This is a genomic window from Pseudomonas sp. LSJ-87 (assembly GCF_032971465.1).
Lineage (GTDB): Bacteria > Pseudomonadota > Gammaproteobacteria > Pseudomonadales > Pseudomonadaceae > Aquipseudomonas > Aquipseudomonas putida_Z.
The window spans coordinates 114198-133463 of record NZ_JAWJYQ010000025.1 but is presented as its reverse complement, the minus strand read 5'-3'; the positions used below and the strand labels follow the sequence as shown (position 1 = coordinate 133463).

The following is a 19266-nucleotide window of genomic DNA, read 5'->3' as shown; positions in this document are numbered from 1 at the left end:
GGTGAACTCGATGCGATGGACGGTCGCTAACCGACCCGTTGCTGCCGGTGAGCCGAACAGCAATCTTTGGGGGAGAGACTGTCTTACTCAACTTTCGAAAGCAGGCTCGATCCGTGTGGGAGCGGGGTTCACCCGCGAAGCAGGCAACGCGTAGGATGGCACGGGCTTCGCCCGTGTTCGCGATTAAAGGGGCTGATTACATAATGACGTTCAACCCACCTTTGATCACGCATTCGCTTCGGTCGCCACCCATGCTATCAGGTAGAAAGGCCGTAAGGTCGTAGGGCAGCAAGAGGGTGTCCAGCGCAAAAGAAAACGGCGTATCGATCAGAAATGGCCAACTGCTCAATGTGTCTGGGTGATTTGCCCAGGCCCAGGATGCACGTGTGCCGTGATAAACGCAGCGTTCCCCACTCATGTGGCCAATAGTGCTGAAGCAGCCGCCTAGAGATAACACGATTACAAGCAGCAGAATTTTTGCAAGCATACATTCCCTTGTGATTTGGTTGTCGTCCGTGGCGATGAAGCTCAATCGGGGCGCACTGGCAGCATACATCCGATTTCAAGAGCCGGGCGTGGTGCATCAGTGTGAGCTGGTTTATTCTGCGCGGCCTGCATCAGGACTTACAAGGACGTCCATGATTCCTGTCGATATGCCGCTCATGTTGCTCGGCTACATGATCTACATCTTTTCCGAAGTTTTTCTCTGGCTTTTCATCGCCGGCCTGATCGCCCTGCTGATTCCGCGAAGCCGTCGTTATATGGTGGCGCGGCGCTGGAGGTTCGGTTTGTTGCTGATGTTGCTGGCAGGCGGCAGTGTGCCTTACATCGAGTCCACCAACAGCCTCTGGCAGGATTGGCGTTCGCACAATCCCCGTCTCAAACACGAGGAAGTGCTCGGTGACCTGGTGCTTCCGGCTGGTACGCAGGTCCACCTGCAAAACCTGGAGCCTTTCAATGACCTGTCCGGCGATCCCGTGCCCTATGGCATGCAGAGCCTGGATCATGCTGATTTCGACCGCACGCCAGGTAACATCATTGGCATGCCTGTGCGCCGTCTGAAACTGGCGCAGGGCCACGGTTTCGCGACGGTCGAGACGCTGTCGGCCCATGACCTGGCAGGATGGAAATGTGCGCCAGGGGAGGTAGAGTTCCGCTTTCCATTCGGTGCTCATTTCATGTTTTCCAAGTGGAAAATGCACCAATGCACGCTGGCGCCAGGTACCGAGCTGGGCGGTATTGTCTGGCCTGGCCCGGTAGAGGTGTTCTCAAATACCACGGGTTGGGAGGCTAGGTCCGAGCAAAGCCCGGTCAAGCTACTGGGGATCGAACTGCGCTCACTGAGCATGATGCTGGATCGCCCATATGGGGATGGGCGCTGGTGGCGAGGCTCCGCAAACCAGCCCTTCAACTTCGGCGCTATTCACTATCCGGCCGATATCCAGGTCAGCTTTGATCAGGGCCAGATGCTGTTTAGCCTGCCACCGGACGCACAAGCTCAGGATCGACGTACTGGAACGCTCATCGAGGGCGGGCAGACGGTGGTGCAGAGCATGGCCGGTGGGGTGCTAGGAATACGTACCAACGACTCTATGGGAGTTTATTTCCCTGACGAACTCATCGTGCGCTGAGGCTGAATGAACTCAGGCGGGTCGCAGAGAGTGCCTCCGTTTTATGCAGCACTCACTTGAGTTATCAGCAGCGCCGCCATAGGTAGGCGCCGCTCAAGGCAAAGCAGCCGGCCACCAGAAACGTCCATAGATTCAGCCAGCTAAGAACTACAAGCGTATCGGACACGCCCGATGCGTTGCTGCCGCTTATCCCGGCGCCACTAATGCCCAAGATGACCAATCCTACCAGCGGTGCAGTGATCAGGTAGAGCCAGCCAAGAAAGAGAAGTCGCCGCCGCGTCAGAAAGGCCCGAATGTCCTGGGATCGCCGCTTCATGCCGAAGATCTTGCACGGCAATGTGATAAGTGTCCCGATGGCGTAAAGCCACATGCCAAGAAGCACGATTGCTACACAGTCCATAGTGTTTATTTCTCCTGGGGCTACCGTGAGGGGCTGGCATCGGGATTCGTTTACCACGAGTGGCAGCTATGGGTCGTTAGCAGCCATCCACGACCGACCGCTATCGACCCATTGCAGACATTCACCAGAGGCTACAATACAGCACCAGATCACCAGCAACTGCCTGCACTAATCAAGCGCAGGCTCATGAAAAGGAAGTCAAGCAAATGGATGTACTTTGCACCTCTCTGGACGAAGTCCGCCAAGGGATCGATGAAATCGACCGCAACCTCGTTTCGCTTCTCGCAAAACGGGGCCGGCTTGTGACGCAAGCAGCTGCCTTCAAGAAAACCACCCATGATGTGCGTGCGCCTGCTCGGGTTGAGCAAGTGATAAGGAAGGTTCGTGAAATGGCTGACGAAACTGGTGCCTCGGCTGAGGTCGTGGAGCAGGTCTACCGGGCAATGATTTCGGCCTTCATCACTGAAGAACTGGCCACCCATGCGAAGCTGGCCAACGAACCTTCAGCATCTTGATGACAACGCGGGGCTCATCCAAAGCCCCGCCGCTTTTCCTCACCCACTACCTTTGACTCAAAGCCGCAATCGAAACACCAGATGCGACAAAGGTGAGGCCAGCGCCCACATTTAGCCCATTTACCAGCCGCGGCCGCTGGTACAGGTAGCGAGATAACACCGTGGCGAAAATGCCCATCAAGGCAAAACCGAAGGCTGTGAGTACAGCAAACCACACCCCGTAAACCATCATCTGCACGCTGACCGATCCGCGAGCCGGATCGACAAATTGGGGAATGAATGCCAACACGAACAAGCCAGGTTTCGGGTTGAGCGCAGCCGAAAGCAGACCGGTTAGAAAAATGCTGGGCAACGATTGCCGGGAAGTCGGCTGAAAGCTGATCAAACTGCGCGCGCGCAAGACCTTGATGCCGAGCCAGAGCAGATAGCCAGCACCAATGAGTTTGATCACCCAGAAAGCGACTACCGAGGTTTGCATCAGAAGGGTCAACCCTAACGAAGCGGCTGCGACGTGAAACAGAATGCCCGCGCCTGACGCCATGCCGGATACGGCAGCTGCGACTTTGCCCTGGCTGAGACCACGGCCAATGGCCAACAGGTTGTCAGGGCCCGGCGCCAATACCAACAGCACGCAGGCAGCAGTGTAGGCAAACCACACATTCATTGGAAACACGGCTCTCTCCTTAAGCCTGATAAAGCATCCATCCTGACGGTGGGGTATGCCAATGGCAAGGAGGAATCTCAAGGATTGTTGGCTGAGTTGTCCAAGTCAGCGACAAACGCTATGTCCGCAATGGGTCGTTAGCAGCCATCCGCGACCGACCGCTATCGACTCTTTGCAGCCATTCTAGGTACCAAACCAAGAGCGACTCAAGAATCACATCCGCACGTGAGCGATCGCCTTTGCTCTTGACCCGTCGTCGTCGCCCCCTAAAATGGCGATCCCAAATCAAGGAACGATTTCATGATCACCTGTCATGTCCGGTACATCATCGACCCCTATCAGATCAATGCGTTCGAACGCTATTCTCGCTCTTGGATTCCAGTAGTAACCCGAATGGGTGGCCAGCATCACGGCTACTTCCTACCGGCTGAAGGAGCAAATAACGTCGCGTATTGCCTCTTTAGCTTCTCCGGCCTTGCCGACTACGAACGGTATCGGCAAGAAGCCGCAGTCGATCCTGAATGTTTACGTTTGGTTGAGGAAGCGTCCGAATTGAAGTTCATCGTGAGCTACGAGAGAACCTTCCTTCGCCCTTTGCTTGCGTGATGCTCAGGCAACCTCAGCGTCATGCGTATTGAGTCGGTCTGGACTAACACCGTCACGTCCATGCGAGTTTCAATGGGTCGATAGCCGCGCCCCCTATGCGTGGCTGAGCTACGCACTGAAACAGTTGCCGCATGCGTCAACAGTTGGTGACTTCGAAGCGTTGTTGCCGTGGAACTGTAAGCCAGTAATGCCACGGTAAACTAATAGCTCACCTTGTGGGCAGGTGGGGTTCATAAATTGGTTAGATTTTTTAAGTAAGGACACAAGCATGACCAAGTACAAACTCATCCTGCTCCTGCTGGCGACTGCGGCAATGGCGGGCTGTGTAACCACCGAGCAGATGCCGGACGGCACCACCAAGATTCGCTTTTCGGACGAGGCTGTCAGTTCTCTGACCTCGATGATGCCCAATGCCCTTGTGACCGGGGTTGCGGGTGGTGCAGGTGGGGAGGCGGTCAACCTTATCCCCACTATAAGCCCGCTGGGGACCGGTGAGCCACTGTACCTCAATGGGCAGTTCGAGCTGCAATGCGCATCCGCTTTGCTTTACAGCGCAAAGTCTGGTCGGCCGCTGGACGCGCAGATCAGCAACAGGTGCCGCTCCAGCTACTTCTTGCGCCAGGAGCAGCTCAGGATGGCGGGCAAGTCCTATGATCGAGGAGCGCCAGCATATGATCCTTCAAATCCGCCAAATGAGTACTGGTCCAAAGTGGTGAGTCGCACGGTAAACCAGTTGGCGGCTAAGGATAAGTTCATTGCACGGTTTGCCGGCTACCCGCGGATCGAGAGCGGTGGTGGCATCACGATTTCCGTACGTTTGCTGGGGGAATCCCAGGGGACTTACGCTGCATTGGCGACCACGCCAGCGCGTACGCCGGTTGTTCTGGATGATGCGGGGTTCGAGCTGGGTATGCGCCAGCGTGCGGCACGTGTCGGTAACCAGGTCGTGGATGCTATCGCGTGCGATGCGGTGCTCGCATATAGCAAAACTGTTGATAAAGGGCCCAGGCCATCGAGCATTGATGCAAGTTCGTACACGCGCTATGAGGTATTGTTCACGGTTGCATCCATGGGGTGCAAGGACAGCACCCGGCAGTTCAAGACTGCTTCGCGATAGCGCGTGAATTCACCGGCTGTTGTCGGTTTTGTGCCTGCATTTCTGGCTAGGGGTTCATGTTCCAGATGCCGTCTGCGGCTGACTCGATGATCCCTGTGGTGGGTATATCGGCAGCGTTCAGCCAGTCTTGGCTGACGTCAGCCTGCTGTGCGGCACTTTAGTGGGCAAACTCGCGAGCCAGGATGGAGCCCTCGACCGACGTTACGAGCGCTGGGTAAGCCTGGCCATACTCGCCCAGCACGGGCTGCATGTGTTCAACTGCAATTTTTCGACATTCATTTTCATGAGCTGAACTGCTCTGGTGCCCTTCATGCAAGATGATGAAAATACCTGCCACGACTCAGGTGCCGAGATGGAATTGCCGGATGGCGTTTTTCCGCCGATGTCTGGCTATACCCACGAAGATCTGTCTGCGGTTGCCCAGATTGCTACTCAGGCTTTCCTGGAAGCACAGGGTGTTGACCCTGGCCTGATTCGAGAAACCATCATTGCACTGGTCTCTCATCTGTACGCCAAGTTCGAAAAGCAGGGTGTCGAGTTCCAGATCGCGACGTGGTATGAGAAACCGTATGACAACCTGGACAGGCGTAAGCGCTGCGTCACCAGCATGGCTGAAGAGTTCGGAGTGCTTGCACTGCATGCTTCGGCGGACGCTTTGCGAGGCTCGCCACTCATGGCCAGGGGGCGTGAGTTCTGGGAACCACTCATCGACCAGGCCGGGTTTGCAATACGTGATCACATTCTGAAGTTGAATGCGGACTGATCCGACGTATGTTCATAGGGACACGGCATGAGTGATTCATTGCACGTCACGGCGCACTTAGATGGTACTGGCAGCAACAAGGACATGGCCAGCCCAAGGCTACCCACACCAATGCTGCCCGATTTCGAGCGCTGTACGACGCTGACATTAATCCGCCACCCTGTGCCAGACTTCGCCGGTGGGCATGCTAACGACAGGCGGATCAAAGGAGGTGGCAGATGGATCACAACTGGGGTGCGGGCAGGCGCGGTGGCGGCCTGGATGGCGGTTATACCGGGTCCCTGGACCATGCGATCTCCAACTTGCATGTCGGGCGCAGCCAGGGGCGGCAAGAAGGGCGCAAGGAGGGCTTCGATGAAGGGCATTCCCACGGCTACTCGCAAGGCTGGGATGCGGGGGCGGCGTGCGCCAATGAAAAACTGGAGCCGCTGAGGGGGCATCTACGGCAGTATTTCGAGGAGGCAGTGCAGCTCAGGGCCGTTGTCGAGCGCCAGGAGACAATGATTGACCTGATGTACCAACAACTCTCCCAAGTCGCGAAAGCGGGCAAGCACGCCGAGGGCGGACAGACGACTGGAATGTCAAAAGCGTTTGAGGCGTTGCAGAGCACCAATGACCTGTTGCAGGCAAGGGTTGAGGTCATGGATGAGCATTATGCAGCAGCGCTCGAGCAATCCAGGCTGCGAGACCAGCAGTACAAGCGCAGCTTGGTGTTCATGCAAGCAATGCAAGGGGTTCTTGAAGAACTTGTCGCCAACGATACCCCCGAGGCACTGCACATCCGGCAGCGTTTTGTTGAGCGTTACCAGGATCAGGTTGCCCAGGGTTTACGAGACGGGGATATCCAGATTGCCCCGGAACTGGACGAGGTATTCCAGAAACTATTGCCCGAAACCCAGCAATTCATTTTGAGGATGCAGCATTCCGTCGCCCCGGGGCAGGATGCTGACGGCCCCTAACCAATGCTTTAGGCCCTCAGGCAGGGGCAGCACTTATCGAGGGTCTTCGGGCGCCCGACACGTGCCTTCTATCACGCCCTGCCGCGGCGTGGAGAAATTACAGCTCTCGCCTTCATGGCGACTGGCGCACGAACGCTAAGCAGAGATTGGCTGTCGACGCTCCCAATACCACACCTGATGCGATTGCGAGCTTTATTGAGGAAGACGAAGAGTAGGGCAGGCAGTTGTTGGTGAGTTGGTGCTGTATTTTAGCCTCTGATGAATGTCCGCAATGGGTCGTTAGCAGCCATCCACGACCGACCGCTATCGACCCGTTGCTGCCGGTGAGCCGAACAGCAATCTCTGTGGGAGCGGGCGCGCCCGCGAAGAATCAAACGCGGAGACTGGCACCGGCTGCGCCGGTGTTCGCGGGCACGCCCGCTCCCACAGAGTGCGCATGGCACTCACGACATCAGTTTTTTCAGTGTCCGCTCTGGGTCGTTTGCTGCCGGTCGTAGATGACGGCTTTCGACCCAAAGCGAACACTGATCCAAAGCTCTGTAGTCAGTGCAGGCCTCATCGCCGGCAAGCCGGCTCCCACAGGAATATCACCAGCCTTAAGGCATGCGCTGTACTTGTGGGAGCCGCGCTTGCCGGCGATGGGCCGCGAAGCGGCCCCGATTACAGATGTCCGCTTCGAGTCGATAGCTGGATGGGCGGGGCTGAAAATTGGCTGCCTACACATTGCTCTTTCTGAACGATGTCGAGAGCAGATGGGGGCATTATCGGGCTTGTATCAACTGGATTTTTCACCGTTTGCCCATTCGCCACCAAGTGTTTTGTACAAGGTCACCCGGTTGGTCTGTTCTGTCAGTTTCAGGTTGATCAGCGACTGCTGCGCCGAATACAAAGAGCGCTGGGCGTCGAGCACGTCCATAAAGCTTTCCGAGCCTTCCTTGTATAGGGCCAACGAGAGCTGATAAGCGGTGTCGGTAGCGGCGGTCAGGCTGCGCTGGGCATCAAGGCGCTCATTGATATGACTACGCACTGACAGCGCATCGGCCACTTCGCTGAACGCGGTCTGGATCGTCTTCTCGTAGGTCGCCACTTCGATTTTGCTGTTGACCTTGGCTGCATCCAGGCTGGCCCGATTGCTGCCTGCGTTGAAGATCGGCAGGTTGATCGAGGGGGCGAAGCTCCATGCGCCACTGCCGTCTTTGAACAACCCGGACAGCTCGCTGCTGGCGGTGCCGCCGCTGGCGGTAAGGGTAATGCTCGGGAAAAACGCAGCCCGAGCCGCGCCGATATCAGCATTGGCCGCCTTCAGTGAATGCTCAGCGGCCAAAACGTCCGGGCGACGCTGCAGCAGGCTCGAGGGCAGGCCCTGCGGCACGCCCACCAGCAGTGTGGTATCGAATGGCTGGTCGCCCGGCAGCAGCGTGTCGCTCAGGCGTTCGCCGACCAGCAGTTCGAGGGCGTTACGGTCCTGCTCGACCTGGCTGGCATAATTGGCCGCATCGGCCCGGGCGGACTCGACTGTACTGCGCGCTTGCGCCAGGCTCACCCCGGACTCTCCGCCCAGTCCATGGCTCTGCTGCACCAGAGTGTAGGTTTTCTGCTGGCTGGCATAGGTGTCATTTGCCAGCTTGAGCAGTTGCTGGTCGGCGGCCAGGGTCATCCAGGCCGTCGCGACCTCGGCTACCAGACTGAGCTGCGTGCTGCGGCGAGTTTGCTCCAGCGAAAGGTACTGCTCCAGCGCAGCATCCTTGAGGTTATCCAGGCGGCCAAACAGGTCCAGCTCATAGCTGCTGACGCCCAGGCCGACGCTGTACTGGCTGCTGACCGCCGAGCTGCCGTTGGTCACGCTGCGCTGTCGGGTACCTTCGGCAGTTGCCGAAACTGCCGGAAACAGCTCGGCGCGCTGGATGCGGTACTGCGCCCGCTGGTATTCGACATTCAATGCGGCCACGCGCAGGTCTCGGTTGTTGGTCAACGCCAGCGCCACGGTATCGCGTAGGCGGGCATCGGTGAACAGCGATTTCCAGTTGATATCGGCGCTCGTGGTGCTTGCGCTGGTGGCGGTTGGCCACTGCTCAGCTACCGGTGCTGCCGGGCGCTGGTAGTCGGGTGCGAGGTTTACGCAGCCAGTAAGAACCAGCGCCAGCAACAAGGGGGACAGACGCATCACGCTTCTCCTGCAACAGTATCGACAGTGCTGGCGCCTCGGCCGGCCAAGCGCTGCACAAGGGCATAAAACAACGGGATGAAGAACAGGCCAAGCAGGGTGGCGGCGAGCATGCCACCCAGCACGCCGGTGCCAATTGCTTTTCGTCCACCGGCCCCGGCGCCGCTGCTCAGTGCCAGCGGCAGTACGCCAAGGATGAATGCCAGCGAGGTCATCAGTACTGGCCGCAGGCGAATGCGCACGGCCTCCAGGATGGCAGTGATGAGGTCCTGGCCGCGCTCGTATCCTTCTTTGGCGAACTCGACGATCAGAATGGCGTTTTTCGCCGTCAAACCCACCGTGGTCAGCAACCCGACCTGGAAGTAGACATCGTTGGCCAGGCCGCGCAGGCCCGTCAGCAGCAGCGCGCCAAGGATCCCCACCGGCACCACCAGCATCACCGCAAAGGGCACCGACCAGCTTTCGTACAGCGCCGCCAGGCACAGGAATACGAACATGATCGAGATGGCATACAGCAGGGGGGCTTGGGTACCCGCCATACGTTCCTGGTATGACTGCCCGGCCCAGGCGTAGCCGATGCCGTCAGGCAATTGCGCCATGATCTGCTCGACTGCCGTCATGGCCTCGCCGGAGCTCACGCCACTGGCCGGCTCACCTACCAGTTCGTACGAGCCGAAGCCATTGAAGCGCTCCAGTAACGGCGAAGCGGTGCTCCATGAGGTGTTGGTGAATGCCGACAACGGCACCATGGCATCACTGTCGTTGCGCACATACCAGGCGCCGATATCCTCGGCCAGCATGCGCTTGTCGGCCTCGCCCTGCAGGTAGACTTTCTTCACCCGGCCGGCGTCGACGAAGTCGTTAACGTAACTGCCGCCCATCACGGTGCTGAGGGTGTCATTGATATCGCTGGCGGAAACACCCATGGCACCGGCCTTGCGGTCGTCGATGGCGACGTTCAGCTGGGGCGTGTCTTCCAGCCCCTGAGCACGAACGTTGGCCAGGCGCGCGTCTTTGGCCGCCAAGGTAAGGAACTGATCGCGGGCCTTGAGCAGCTCGGCGTGACCGAGGCCAGCCAGGTCCTGCAACTGCACATCGAAGCCTGAGCTCTGACCCAGGCCTTGGATAGCCGGTGGGACTATGACGAACACATTGGCATCAAGGATCTTTGCCAGCGCCATGTTGGCCCTTCGTGCCACCGCTGTGGCGCTGTGTTCGTCGCCCTGGCGTTCGCTCCAGTCCTTGAGTTTGATGAAGGCTCGCCCCGAATTCTGTGCGTTACCGCCGGTACCCAGGCCGCGCACAGTGAGGATCGACGCCACCTCCGGTTGTTGCAGCATGTATTCCTGAACCTGACGGTTGACCGCTTGCAAGCGCTCGTCGGTGCCGCCCACCGGCAGGGTCATCTGCATCATCAGCATGCCCTGGTCTTCCTCAGGCAGAAAAGCCGTGGGCAGTTTCTCGAACATCAGCGCCACGCCACCCAGCAGCAGTACGTAGACCAGCAGGCCGCGCAGCGGACGCGCAAGTACATTGCCGACACCGCGCTGGTAGCGCTGTGAGGTACGGTCGAAGGTACGGTTGAACCAGCCGAAGAAGCCACGCTGCGTTGTACTGTGGGCCGTCACCGGCTTGAGCAGGGTGGCACAGAGGGCCGGGGTCAGGGTCATCGCCACCAGGACAGACAAGGCCATGGCTGCTACCAGGGTTACCGAAAACTGACGGTAGATGATCCCGGTTGAGCCGCCGAAGAAGGCCATCGGGATGAATACTGCCGAGAGCACCACGGCAATACCGATCAGCGCGCCGCTGATCTCGCCCATCGACTGGCGGGTCGCCTCACGCGGCGACAGGCCTTTTTCGGCCATGATGCGCTCGACGTTCTCCACCACCACGATGGCATCGTCAACCAACAAGCCGATCGCCAGCACCATGCCGAACATGGTCAACGTGTTGATCGAGTAGCCGAGCATCGCCAATACGCCGAAGGTGCCGAGCAACACCACTGGTACGGCAATGGCGGGGATCAGCGTGGCGCGCAGGTTCTGCATGAACAGGTACATGATCAGCACCACCAGGGCGATGGCTTCGAACAGGGTCTTGACCACCTCCTCGATGGAAATCTTCACGAACGGCGCGGTGTTGTAGGCCACCTCGCTACGCAGTTGCAGCTTGCTAGGAAAGAACTGCTCCAGTTCGGCCAACTTGGCTTGCACCGCTTCAGAAACGTCCAGTGCGTTGGCGCCGGTGGCCAGGCTCACCGCAAGGCCGCCGGAAGGCCGGCCATTGTGCTCGGCGACCACGTCGTAGCTTTCGCTGCCCAGCTCTACCCGGGCCACATCGGCCAGAGTCACCATCGCGCCGGCACTGTTGGACTTGAGAACCAGATCTCGGAACTGCGCGGCGGTCTGTAGCTTGCTGCGGGCGTTGATGGTGGCGTTGAGCTGCTGGCCGGCGCGGGCAGGCAGAGCGCCCAACTGGCCGGCCGAGGTGTCGACGTTCTGCGCTTCCAGCGCGCCGCTGACGTCCGAGGGCATCAGCGCGAATTGCTTGAGCTTGTCCGGGTCGAGCCAGATGCGCATGGCGTAGCTCGAACCGAGGGTGGTCACATCGCCGACGCCGCTGACCCGGCTGATCTGGTCATACAAGGTACTGGAGATGAAGTCACTGATGTCGGTGGCGGTCACATCAGGGCTGTCCGATACCAGGGATACGATGATGAGGAAGTCGCTGGCCGAATTGTTGATCTGGATACCCTGCTGCTGCACGGTATCGGGCAGGCGCGCCTTGGCCTGCTCCAGCTTGGTCTGCACCTGCATTTGCGCAGTATTTACATCCGTGCCGGCCTCGAATGTCAGGGTGATTTTGGCGCTGCCGGACGAGCTGCTGGTGGAGGACATGTAGGTGAGGCCGTCGAGGCCGGTCATCTGCTGTTCGATGACCTGGGTCACCGAATCTTCCATTGTCTTGGCCGATGCGCCGGTGTAGGTGGCGTTGAGGCTGATCTGCGGCGGGGCGATGTTGGGATACTGCGCCAGCGGCAGTTCGAAGATGGCCAGGCCACCGCCAAGCATGATCAGGATGGCGATGACCCAGGCGAAGATTGGCCGGTCGATGAAAAAACGTGCCATGGGATGGGCCTCAGTTGCTATCGTTGTGAGCGGTCAGGGGGGTGTTCTGCACCTGCACCTGTTGGCCAACACGCACCTTTTGCAAACCCTCCATGATGACCTTGTCGCCAGCTGCCAGGCCGTGACTGACCCACCAACGGTTGCCCACAGCACGGGCCAACGTCAGCTCATGCTGTTCTACCTTGCCATCGACCACTACCAGGGCGGTGGCGCTACCGCGCTCGTCACGGCTGACGGCCTGCTGCGGTACCAAAATAGCGTCGTTCTGCACGCCTTCCTGCAACGTTGCCTTGATGTACATGCCCGGCATCAGCAGGCCGTCGGGATTGGGCACCACTGCGCGGAACGTCACACTGCCGGTGCTTTGGTCAACGCTGACGCCGTTGAAGGTGAGGGTGCCGGCATGGGCGTAGGCGCTCCCATCTTCAAGTTCCAGGGTCACACGAGCGGCATCCGCCTGCCCGCTGCGTGCCAGCTTGCCTTCGGCCAGTTCGCGCTTGAGGCGTAGCAGGGTGCTGCTTGGCTGGGTGAAGTCGACGTAGATCGGATCGAGTTGCTGTACCGTGGTGAGGGCCGTGGTCTGCTCGGCAGTGACCAGTGCGCCAGGGGTGACCGTGGAAGTGGCTGTGCGGCCATCGATCGGTGCGTTGATGCGGGTGTAGTCGAGGTTGATCTGTGCGGTACGCTGCTCCGCCAAGGCAGACTGCAGGCTGGCACGGGCCTCGAGCAAGGCCGACTGGGCGCTTTCGTTGTCTTCGGCACTGATTGCGTCGAGCTTCACCAGTTGAGCATCACGCTTGGCTTTGAGTTCGGCAGCCCGCAGCGTGGCTCTGGCCGAGCTGACGGTGGCCTTGGCCTGGGCCAAGGTGGCCTGGTAGGACTGCGGGTCAATCTGGTACAGCGCCTGGCCGGCCTTGACCGTGTCACCCTCATTGAACAGACGTTTCTGAATGATGCCGCCAACTTGCGGACGGATCTCGGCAATCAGGTGGGCGCTGGCGCGACCGGGCAGGGTGGTGGTCAGGGCCTGGGCGGCGGTTGTCACTTCATGCACCGCCACTTCCTGTACAGGAGCGGGGGCTGCAGCGGTTTCGGTTTCACCGCAACCTCCCAGGACAAGCAGGCCGGCGCCAAGCAGTAGCGCCCGGGACCAAGGTGAACGTGTATAGAACAGGGAGTGGAATAACGTATGCATCGCAGGCTCCGACCCAATTGATTCAGATGGCCCAAGCGTGCGTGGGAATTGTGCAGCAAATGTGCAGAAAGGATGGAGATTGGCCTGCGCGCCTTGCGGCACTGGAGTTGGCACGCTTCAATGGTGGCAATTCCAATTCACCGGCGGAGCTATGAAAGTCAGCCTTTCGCACAAGTTTTTCTTCGCGATGCTCTTGGTCTGCACTTTCGCCGTGTTGGGCATGGTGTTCGCCGCCTACTTAAGCTTGAAGTATGGCTTTCTCGGCTACCTCAATCAGCAAGCCGAGGAGCGCATGGATCGCATCGTGCCGCGGGTCGAGCAGGCCTATGCGCGTAATGGCAGCTGGGACTTCATCCGTCGCGACAAGGACCAGTGGTTCGAACTGCTGCGCCCGGACGATATCCAGCCGGACAAGACTTTCGACCCCAGCTTGCTGACAGTCTCCGACCTGACTGGCGCGTTCGTGCGCTTCGCCCTGCTCGATGCCCAGCGCCGGCCTATCATCGGCTACCAGGGGCCTGGCAGTGAAATGCTGCTGCGCCCGATCAGGCATCAAGAACAGCTGGTCGGCTGGATGGCCCTTGCGCCGCTGCAGTCGGTGACCAGCGTGGGTGACCGCCGCTTCCAGCTGAACCAGCTGCGCTCCAGCCTGCTGATAGGTCTGGCCTGCCTGTTGGCCACGGGTGTGATCGCCTGGTGGCTTAGCCGTGCCTTGCTGCGCCCGATCCGTGAAGTGGCCAGTGCCACCCATCGCCTGGCTGCAGGTGATTATGAAATCCAGCTGCCGGTGCGTTCGGCAGACGAAGCTGGGCAATTGGCCGGCGATTTCAACCGCATGGCCGCCACGCTGGCGAGCAACGAGCGCCTGCGGCGCGACTTCATGGCCGATATTTCCCACGAGCTGCGCACGCCGCTGGCGGTGATGCGGGCCGAACTCGAAGCCATGGAAGATGGCATTCGCCCGGTCGATAGCAACGGTCTGCGCTCGCTGCAAGGCGAAGTCGGGTCGCTGAGCAAGCTGGTCGACGACCTGTTCGACCTGTCGTTGACCGAAGTAGGTGGACCGACCTATCGTCGCGAACGTATCGACCTGCGGGTGCTGCTGCCGGTGGTGGCCGATGCCTTCCAGGCCGGTTTTGCCGAGCGTGGCCTGGCGTTGCGCCTGGAATTGCCGGAAGAACCGCTGTGGGTGCTGGGCGATGAGTCACGCCTGGGCCAGTTGCTGCACAACCTGCTGGAAAACAGTCGCCGTTATACCGATGCGGGCGGCCACACGGTGCTGCGCGCATTCCAGGACGGCGACCAGGTGCTGGTGCAATGCGAGGACACCGCCCCCGGCGTGGATAGTGCATCCCTGGCGCGCCTGTTCGAGCGTTTCTACCGCGCCGAGCGTTCGCGTAACCGTGCCAGTGGGGGCACCGGCCTGGGCCTGGCAATCTGCCGTGGCATCGCCGAAGTACACGGTGGCAAGCTGACGGCGAAAGCCTCGGCCTTGGGCGGCTTGCTGTTGTCACTCACGCTTCCGGTTGCCGGAGATCAGGCATGAGCCAGATTCTGTTGGTGGAAGATGAACCCAAGCTCGCCGCGCTGGTGGGCGATTACCTGCGCGCCGGTGGCTACCGCGTCGACCACCAGGAGGACGGCCTGGCGGTGATCCCGGCGATTCGCCAGGGCCAGTACGACCTGGTTCTGCTCGACCTGATGCTGCCCGGTCGCGATGGCCTGGATATCTGCCGCGAGCTGCGCGGCTTCAGCCAGATGCCATTGATCATGATGACCGCCAGGGTCGACGAGATCGACCGCCTGCTGGGCTTGGAGCTGGGCGCCGACGACTACATCTGCAAGCCGTTCTCACCACGCGAGTTAGTCGCACGGGTCAAGGCCGTGTTGCGCCGTAGCGGGCAGCAGGCACCGAGCCTAGGCGTGGAGCTCGACACTCGATCATTCCAGGCGCGCTACATGGGGGTGGCGCTGGACCTGACGCCGGTAGAGTTTCGCATGCTTGCGGCACTGGCGGCTCGCCCGGGACAAGTGCTGTCACGCGACCAACTGATGAATCACATCTACCGAGACCATCGCGTGGTCGCAGACCGAACCGTAGACAGTCACGTGAAGAATTTACGGCGCAAACTGTCAGGGGTAACTCCAGGACATGACCCGCTCAGGTCGGTATATGGGGTGGGTTACAGCCTGGAGCTTGAGTAGAACCCGGCCGCCAGCGGAGCGCCAGTGCCAGGCGCAACCGGTTGGGCACAAGGTTATCGAAATCAACTGCTCATCTATTTCATACCTAAATTCCCGAGCGGTTTGGTTGTTACGCCAGACCGGAGCAGATACGAGGGCGCTTTCGACCCGTAGCGGTCATTTTGCCCCACAGCAATCATTGTGGGAGCGGGTTCACCCGCGAACACCGGCACGGCCGGTGCCATCCACCGCGGCGCCTGCTTCGCGGGTAAACCCGCTCCCACAGAGTTCGCGTCGCGCTTACGAAACCAGTTATCTTTTAGCGTCCGTTTTGGGTCGAAAGCAGCCGGTCGTGGGTGACTGCTTTCGACCCATAACAGCCATTTACCGAGAGCGAATTACAACCTGTCGACCAATTCAGCCAAGACAGTTACGCTCGCGTCATTTGCACGGAAGCGTCAATGAAAATGACTTACCTAGGTAGCTGCTTGTGCTCTGCAGTAAGTTTCGAACTAGTCACTGCGCCAAAGGCAGTTACTCACTGCCATTGCAGCCAGTGCCGCAAAGGTCACGGGGCTGCATTCGCATCCTACGGTAGCGTCCCGCGTAGCGACCTGCGAGTACTACGTGGCGCCGATAGCATCAGGACGTATGCGTCTTCACCGACAGTAATGCGCGAATTTTGTCTGGCGTGCGGTTCGACTTTATTCTGGTCACGTTCTCAAGGTGAATATGCCGGCTGGATATCCATAGCGCTAGGAACGCTTGATACCCCCTTCGAGCCGAAGCAGCAGAGACATGTGCACGTCGACTCCGCTGCGCCTTGGTACACACAGGCCAGCATTCGGATCCAGCTCGGCTGACCGACATAGGTTAATACTCGCTATCAACAGGAGCAGCCGATTTGCAACGGACGCCAAGAGCATAAGTGCGCTTGCAGTTGACCTCGTCGTCGCAGCCTGATCAGGTTATGCAAGGTCCTTAGATGCTAGATCGCGACTGATTGGCGGCAGGCGCCTTCGGTGAAGGCACCGCGGTCAGCAGGAGATGAACTACGCTTCTGTAACAACACCGCAGATCGAAGAAACATTGCACAAGGTCGATACGGCCGGATGCTGGTGGTAAGGGACTGGCCATTCTTCGGGACCCGGCACCCTCATCGCCATCACCCGGGGTAGCCTCCGTGACAATCGAACAGCCCCTTACTGCTCTGCTGTTACTTACCCTGCTGTTTGTTGGTTGTACGACACCCACTGTCTCTCACGAACCCAGTCAGGCCTTGCCTGCGAACGATTCGGCGTTCGGTCGTTCTATCCAGGCCCAGGCAGCCCCCCATCGGGGCCAGTCGGGCTTTCGCTTGTATTCCGATAGTGCCGAGGCTTTCGCCGCACGCGCCGAGCTGATTCGCAATGCTCAAAGCAGCATCGACTTGCAATACTACATCGTTCACGACGGCATCAGTACTCGGATACTGGTGCGCGAACTGGCTCTGGAGGGGATGGCACCGGCTCTCAGTTATCACACCCGGCTGGAAAAGAATCAGCTGGTATGGGTCACCGAAGACGATGGCAAGCAACATACATTGACCAAGGAACCGGGGAGTTGGTGGCGACACTTCAATTCCTGGCTCAGCAGCGCGATCGGGCTGGAGAAAATGCTATAGCGTGGTTAGATCCAAGGCGCGACGATGATTAGCGCCACTGATCTGCTATTCACGTACAGCACTGAACACCTGAGGTAAATCCATTACCCCAACAGGGTAGGGCGCTTTTCCATCGCCCCTGACTTCTGGGAGTTCAGCATGAAAGCAATCGTATACAACGCACCGCGCGACGTCGCCGTCAAGAATGTTGCCGATGCAAGGATCGAGAAACCTACCGATGCGCTGGTGCGCATCACCACCACCAACATCTGCGGGTCCGACCTTCACATGTATGAGGGGCGCACATCGTTCGAGGCCGGGCGTGTGTTCGGCCACGAGAACCTCGGTGAGGTGATCGAGGTGGGGGCAGGGGTGGACCGCGTCAAAGTCGGTGACTGGGTCAGCCTGCCGTTCAACATCGGCTGCGGGTTCTGCGAAAACTGCGAAAAAGGCCTGACAGGGTTCTGCCTCACTGCCAACCCGGGTGCTGCCGGGGCCGCATATGGTTTTGCCGACATGGGTCCCTACCAAGGTGGCCAGGCCGAGCTGTTGCGTGTGCCATACGCTGATTTCAACTGCCTGGTGCTGCCGGAGGACGCCCAGGAACGTGAAGATGACTACGTCATGCTTTCGGATATTTTCCCCACTGGCTGGCATGCGACAGAGCTGGCCGGCCTGCAGCCGGGCGAGAGCATTGCGATTTATGGAGCGGGCCCTGTCGGGTTGATGGCGGCCTATTCGGCAATCATCAAAGGTGCCTCCGAGGTGTTCGTGATCGACAACCAGCCGGATCGTTTGAGGCTGGCCGCGCAGCTTGGGGCAACCCCCATCAACGCGGTCGAGCAGAAGGCTGTGGACGAGATCATGAACCTGACCCACGGCAAAGGCACCGACCGGGGATGCGAATGCGTGGGTTACCAGTGCTGCGACAAGCATGGCCATGAAGCGAACTACCTCACCATGAACAACCTGGTTGCCTCGACCAAGGCTACCGGTGGCATAGGCGTCGTGGGTGTGTTCGTGCCAGAAGATCCGGGTGCGAAGAACGACCTGGCGAAGCAGGGCAAGATGGCCTTCGATTTCGGGGCGTTCTGGTTCAAGGGCCAATTCATCCGCACAGGCCAGGCGAACGTGAAGGCCTACAATCGCCGCCTGGCGCAGCTCATTCATCATGGGCGCGCCAAGCCTTCCCAGATAATTTCCCATCGTTTGACGCTTGCTGAAGGCCCCGATGCCTACAAGCACTTTGATGCGCGGGACGATGGCTGGACGAAGGTGGTGCTCAAGCCTGCTGCCTGACTCGCACCCCGATACTTTCAGGCAAGGAAGCTCGGCGAGGGAGGCGTTCGTCTGGTGTGCTAGCTGGCACCTGCTTGAAACAAGCCCCGAACCACCTCCCTCATCCAGCGATTCCCGCTGTCTTGCTGGTAGCGCGCGTGCCAGTGCTGCTTGACCGTGAAGCCCTCCACTGCAAACGGGCAATCGTGCACCTGCAGACCATGCATGTCGGCAAGTGTCTGCCCGATGTGCCGTGGCAGCGTAGCCACCAGGTCGGTCGACCCGACAATCATCCCCAACCCTAGAAATGCCGGCAGCTCCAGCATGATCCTGCGTTCGATGCCGGCCCGCGCCAAACCAGCCTCCAGTAACTTTTGCCCGGTCCCGGCACTGATCTGTACATGCCCCTCGCCCTGGTAGCGCGCCACGCTCATGCCTTGGCCCAAACGAGGGTGTTGTGGGTTGCTCAGGCAGACCCAGTCCTGTTCGAACAACACTTGCTGATACATCCCCGCACCCAGCCAAGGCACAAAGCCGATGGCCAGGTCCGCCTCGCCGGACTCCAGCGCGCTTTCGGTGTTGCCATCTATGCGCGCCGCCTCCAGGCGAATACCCGGCGCATGGGTACGCAGGTGGTTGAGGATGCTGGGCAGCAGGGTGATATGGCTGGCATCACTGACGCACAGGCGAAAGCGACGCTGGGCCGTGGCCGGAACGAATTGCGGCTCCCAGGTAGTCAGGCGCCGCAGCGATTCCAGCACCTCGCGGCATGGCCCGATCAACTGGTCTGCCCGCGGGGTAGGGGCCATGCCCCCGGGGGTGCGCACGAACAGCGGGTCGTTCAGTTCTTCACGCAAGCGCCCCAACCAGATACTCACGGTAGGTTGACTCTGGCCGAGCTGTTCAGCGCTACGGGTCACGCTACGGCAGTGATAAAGCACATCGAACAGCTGCAGCAGCTTGGGATCAGGCAAGGCATCGAGCGTGCTCATTATTGCGAAACTCAATAAGTGTATT

The 19266-nt window shown here is 59.6% G+C and carries 17 protein-coding genes and 2 pseudogenes; 12 read left to right on the top strand and 7 right to left on the bottom strand.

The window, feature by feature from the left end; genetic code table 11:
* Nucleotides 1-196: 196 nt before the first annotated feature.
* Complete coding sequence (locus RYH74_RS17125; RefSeq protein ID WP_075046995.1) at nucleotides 197-487, bottom strand: YceK/YidQ family lipoprotein; 291 nt, start codon at nucleotides 485-487, stop codon at nucleotides 197-199.
* A gap of 151 nt (nucleotides 488-638) precedes the next feature.
* Between RYH74_RS17125 and RYH74_RS17120 the strand changes: the two genes are divergently transcribed.
* On the top strand, nucleotides 639-1631 hold the full coding sequence (locus RYH74_RS17120) for a hypothetical protein (RefSeq protein ID WP_286100041.1): 993 nt from the start codon (nucleotides 639-641) through the stop codon (nucleotides 1629-1631).
* 64 nt (nucleotides 1632-1695) lie between these two features.
* Here the strand turns inward: RYH74_RS17120 and RYH74_RS17115 are convergent, their stop codons facing one another.
* The gene (locus tag RYH74_RS17115) at nucleotides 1696-2031 is read right to left on the bottom strand and encodes a hypothetical protein (protein WP_075045479.1); all 336 of its coding nucleotides are present in this window, start codon (nucleotides 2029-2031) and stop codon (nucleotides 1696-1698) included.
* A 206-nt stretch (nucleotides 2032-2237) separates the two neighbouring features.
* Here RYH74_RS17115 and RYH74_RS17110 point away from each other — a divergent pair, with 206 nt between their 5' ends.
* Nucleotides 2238-2546: a chorismate mutase gene (locus RYH74_RS17110; RefSeq protein ID WP_075045478.1), complete on the top strand. Its 309-nt coding sequence runs from the start codon at nucleotides 2238-2240 to the stop codon at nucleotides 2544-2546.
* 46 nt (nucleotides 2547-2592) lie between these two features.
* On the opposite strand, the gene RYH74_RS17105 is transcribed toward RYH74_RS17110, so the two are convergent.
* Complete coding sequence (locus RYH74_RS17105) at nucleotides 2593-3210, bottom strand: LysE family translocator (RefSeq protein WP_084785206.1); 618 nt, start codon at nucleotides 3208-3210, stop codon at nucleotides 2593-2595.
* 300 nt (nucleotides 3211-3510) lie between these two features.
* Between RYH74_RS17105 and RYH74_RS17100 the strand changes: the two genes are divergently transcribed.
* The 5 genes and pseudogenes from RYH74_RS17100 to RYH74_RS17080 all read left to right on the top strand — a co-directional run bounded on the left by RYH74_RS17100 (nucleotide 3511) and on the right by RYH74_RS17080 (nucleotide 6655).
* Nucleotides 3511-3816 carry an NIPSNAP family protein gene (locus RYH74_RS17100; protein WP_075045476.1) on the top strand — a complete coding sequence of 102 codons (306 nt, stop codon included), beginning with the start codon at nucleotides 3511-3513 and terminating at the stop codon, nucleotides 3814-3816.
* Nucleotides 3817-3895: 79 nt separating this feature from the next.
* Nucleotides 3896-4015: pseudogene (locus tag RYH74_RS17095) on the top strand (transposase domain-containing protein); the annotation flags it as partial.
* A gap of 69 nt (nucleotides 4016-4084) precedes the next feature.
* Nucleotides 4085-4933: a hypothetical protein gene (locus RYH74_RS17090; RefSeq protein WP_075045475.1), complete on the top strand. Its 849-nt coding sequence runs from the start codon at nucleotides 4085-4087 to the stop codon at nucleotides 4931-4933.
* Nucleotides 4934-5243: 310 nt separating this feature from the next.
* Nucleotides 5244-5696 (top strand): hypothetical protein, encoded by a 453-nt coding sequence (locus tag RYH74_RS17085; RefSeq protein WP_075045474.1) that lies wholly within the window; start codon nucleotides 5244-5246, stop codon nucleotides 5694-5696.
* 218 nt (nucleotides 5697-5914) lie between these two features.
* Nucleotides 5915-6655: a hypothetical protein gene (locus RYH74_RS17080; protein WP_317409807.1), complete on the top strand. Its 741-nt coding sequence runs from the start codon at nucleotides 5915-5917 to the stop codon at nucleotides 6653-6655.
* A gap of 775 nt (nucleotides 6656-7430) precedes the next feature.
* Here RYH74_RS17080 and RYH74_RS17075 read toward each other — a convergent pair.
* Genes RYH74_RS17075 through RYH74_RS17065 form a run of 3 tightly spaced genes read right to left on the bottom strand, consistent with a single transcriptional unit; the run spans nucleotide 7431 to nucleotide 13145 of the window.
* Complete coding sequence (locus RYH74_RS17075) at nucleotides 7431-8819, bottom strand: efflux transporter outer membrane subunit (RefSeq protein WP_317409806.1); 1389 nt, start codon at nucleotides 8817-8819, stop codon at nucleotides 7431-7433.
* Nucleotides 8819-11950 (bottom strand): efflux RND transporter permease subunit, encoded by a 3132-nt coding sequence (locus tag RYH74_RS17070; protein ID WP_317409805.1) that lies wholly within the window; start codon nucleotides 11948-11950, stop codon nucleotides 8819-8821. Before RYH74_RS17070 ends, RYH74_RS17075 begins: the two co-directional genes overlap by 1 nt.
* Before the next feature lie 10 nt (nucleotides 11951-11960).
* Nucleotides 11961-13145 carry an efflux RND transporter periplasmic adaptor subunit gene (locus RYH74_RS17065; protein ID WP_317409804.1) on the bottom strand — a complete coding sequence of 395 codons (1185 nt, stop codon included), beginning with the start codon at nucleotides 13143-13145 and terminating at the stop codon, nucleotides 11961-11963.
* A 151-nt stretch (nucleotides 13146-13296) separates the two neighbouring features.
* Here RYH74_RS17065 and RYH74_RS17060 point away from each other — a divergent pair, with 151 nt between their 5' ends.
* From RYH74_RS17060 to RYH74_RS17040, 5 genes and pseudogenes are all read left to right on the top strand, one after another.
* On the top strand, nucleotides 13297-14691 hold the full coding sequence (locus tag RYH74_RS17060) for an ATP-binding protein (protein WP_075045469.1): 1395 nt from the start codon (nucleotides 13297-13299) through the stop codon (nucleotides 14689-14691).
* Complete coding sequence (locus RYH74_RS17055; RefSeq protein ID WP_075045468.1) at nucleotides 14688-15350, top strand: response regulator; 663 nt, start codon at nucleotides 14688-14690, stop codon at nucleotides 15348-15350. Before RYH74_RS17060 ends, RYH74_RS17055 begins: the two co-directional genes overlap by 4 nt.
* A gap of 440 nt (nucleotides 15351-15790) precedes the next feature.
* A complete protein-coding gene (locus RYH74_RS17050; RefSeq protein ID WP_075045466.1) occupies nucleotides 15791-16192 on the top strand; it encodes a GFA family protein in 402 nt (133 codons plus the stop codon).
* 320 nt (nucleotides 16193-16512) lie between these two features.
* Nucleotides 16513-16815, top strand: a pseudogene (locus tag RYH74_RS17045) (phospholipase D family protein); the annotation flags it as partial.
* Nucleotides 16816-17130: 315 nt separating this feature from the next.
* Nucleotides 17131-18270 (top strand): glutathione-independent formaldehyde dehydrogenase, encoded by a 1140-nt coding sequence (locus RYH74_RS17040; protein WP_025339478.1) that lies wholly within the window; start codon nucleotides 17131-17133, stop codon nucleotides 18268-18270.
* Nucleotides 18271-18329: 59 nt separating this feature from the next.
* Here the strand turns inward: RYH74_RS17040 and RYH74_RS17035 are convergent, their stop codons facing one another.
* Complete coding sequence (locus tag RYH74_RS17035; protein WP_075045463.1) at nucleotides 18330-19241, bottom strand: LysR family transcriptional regulator; 912 nt, start codon at nucleotides 19239-19241, stop codon at nucleotides 18330-18332.
* Between the last annotated feature and the right edge of the window lie 25 nt (nucleotides 19242-19266).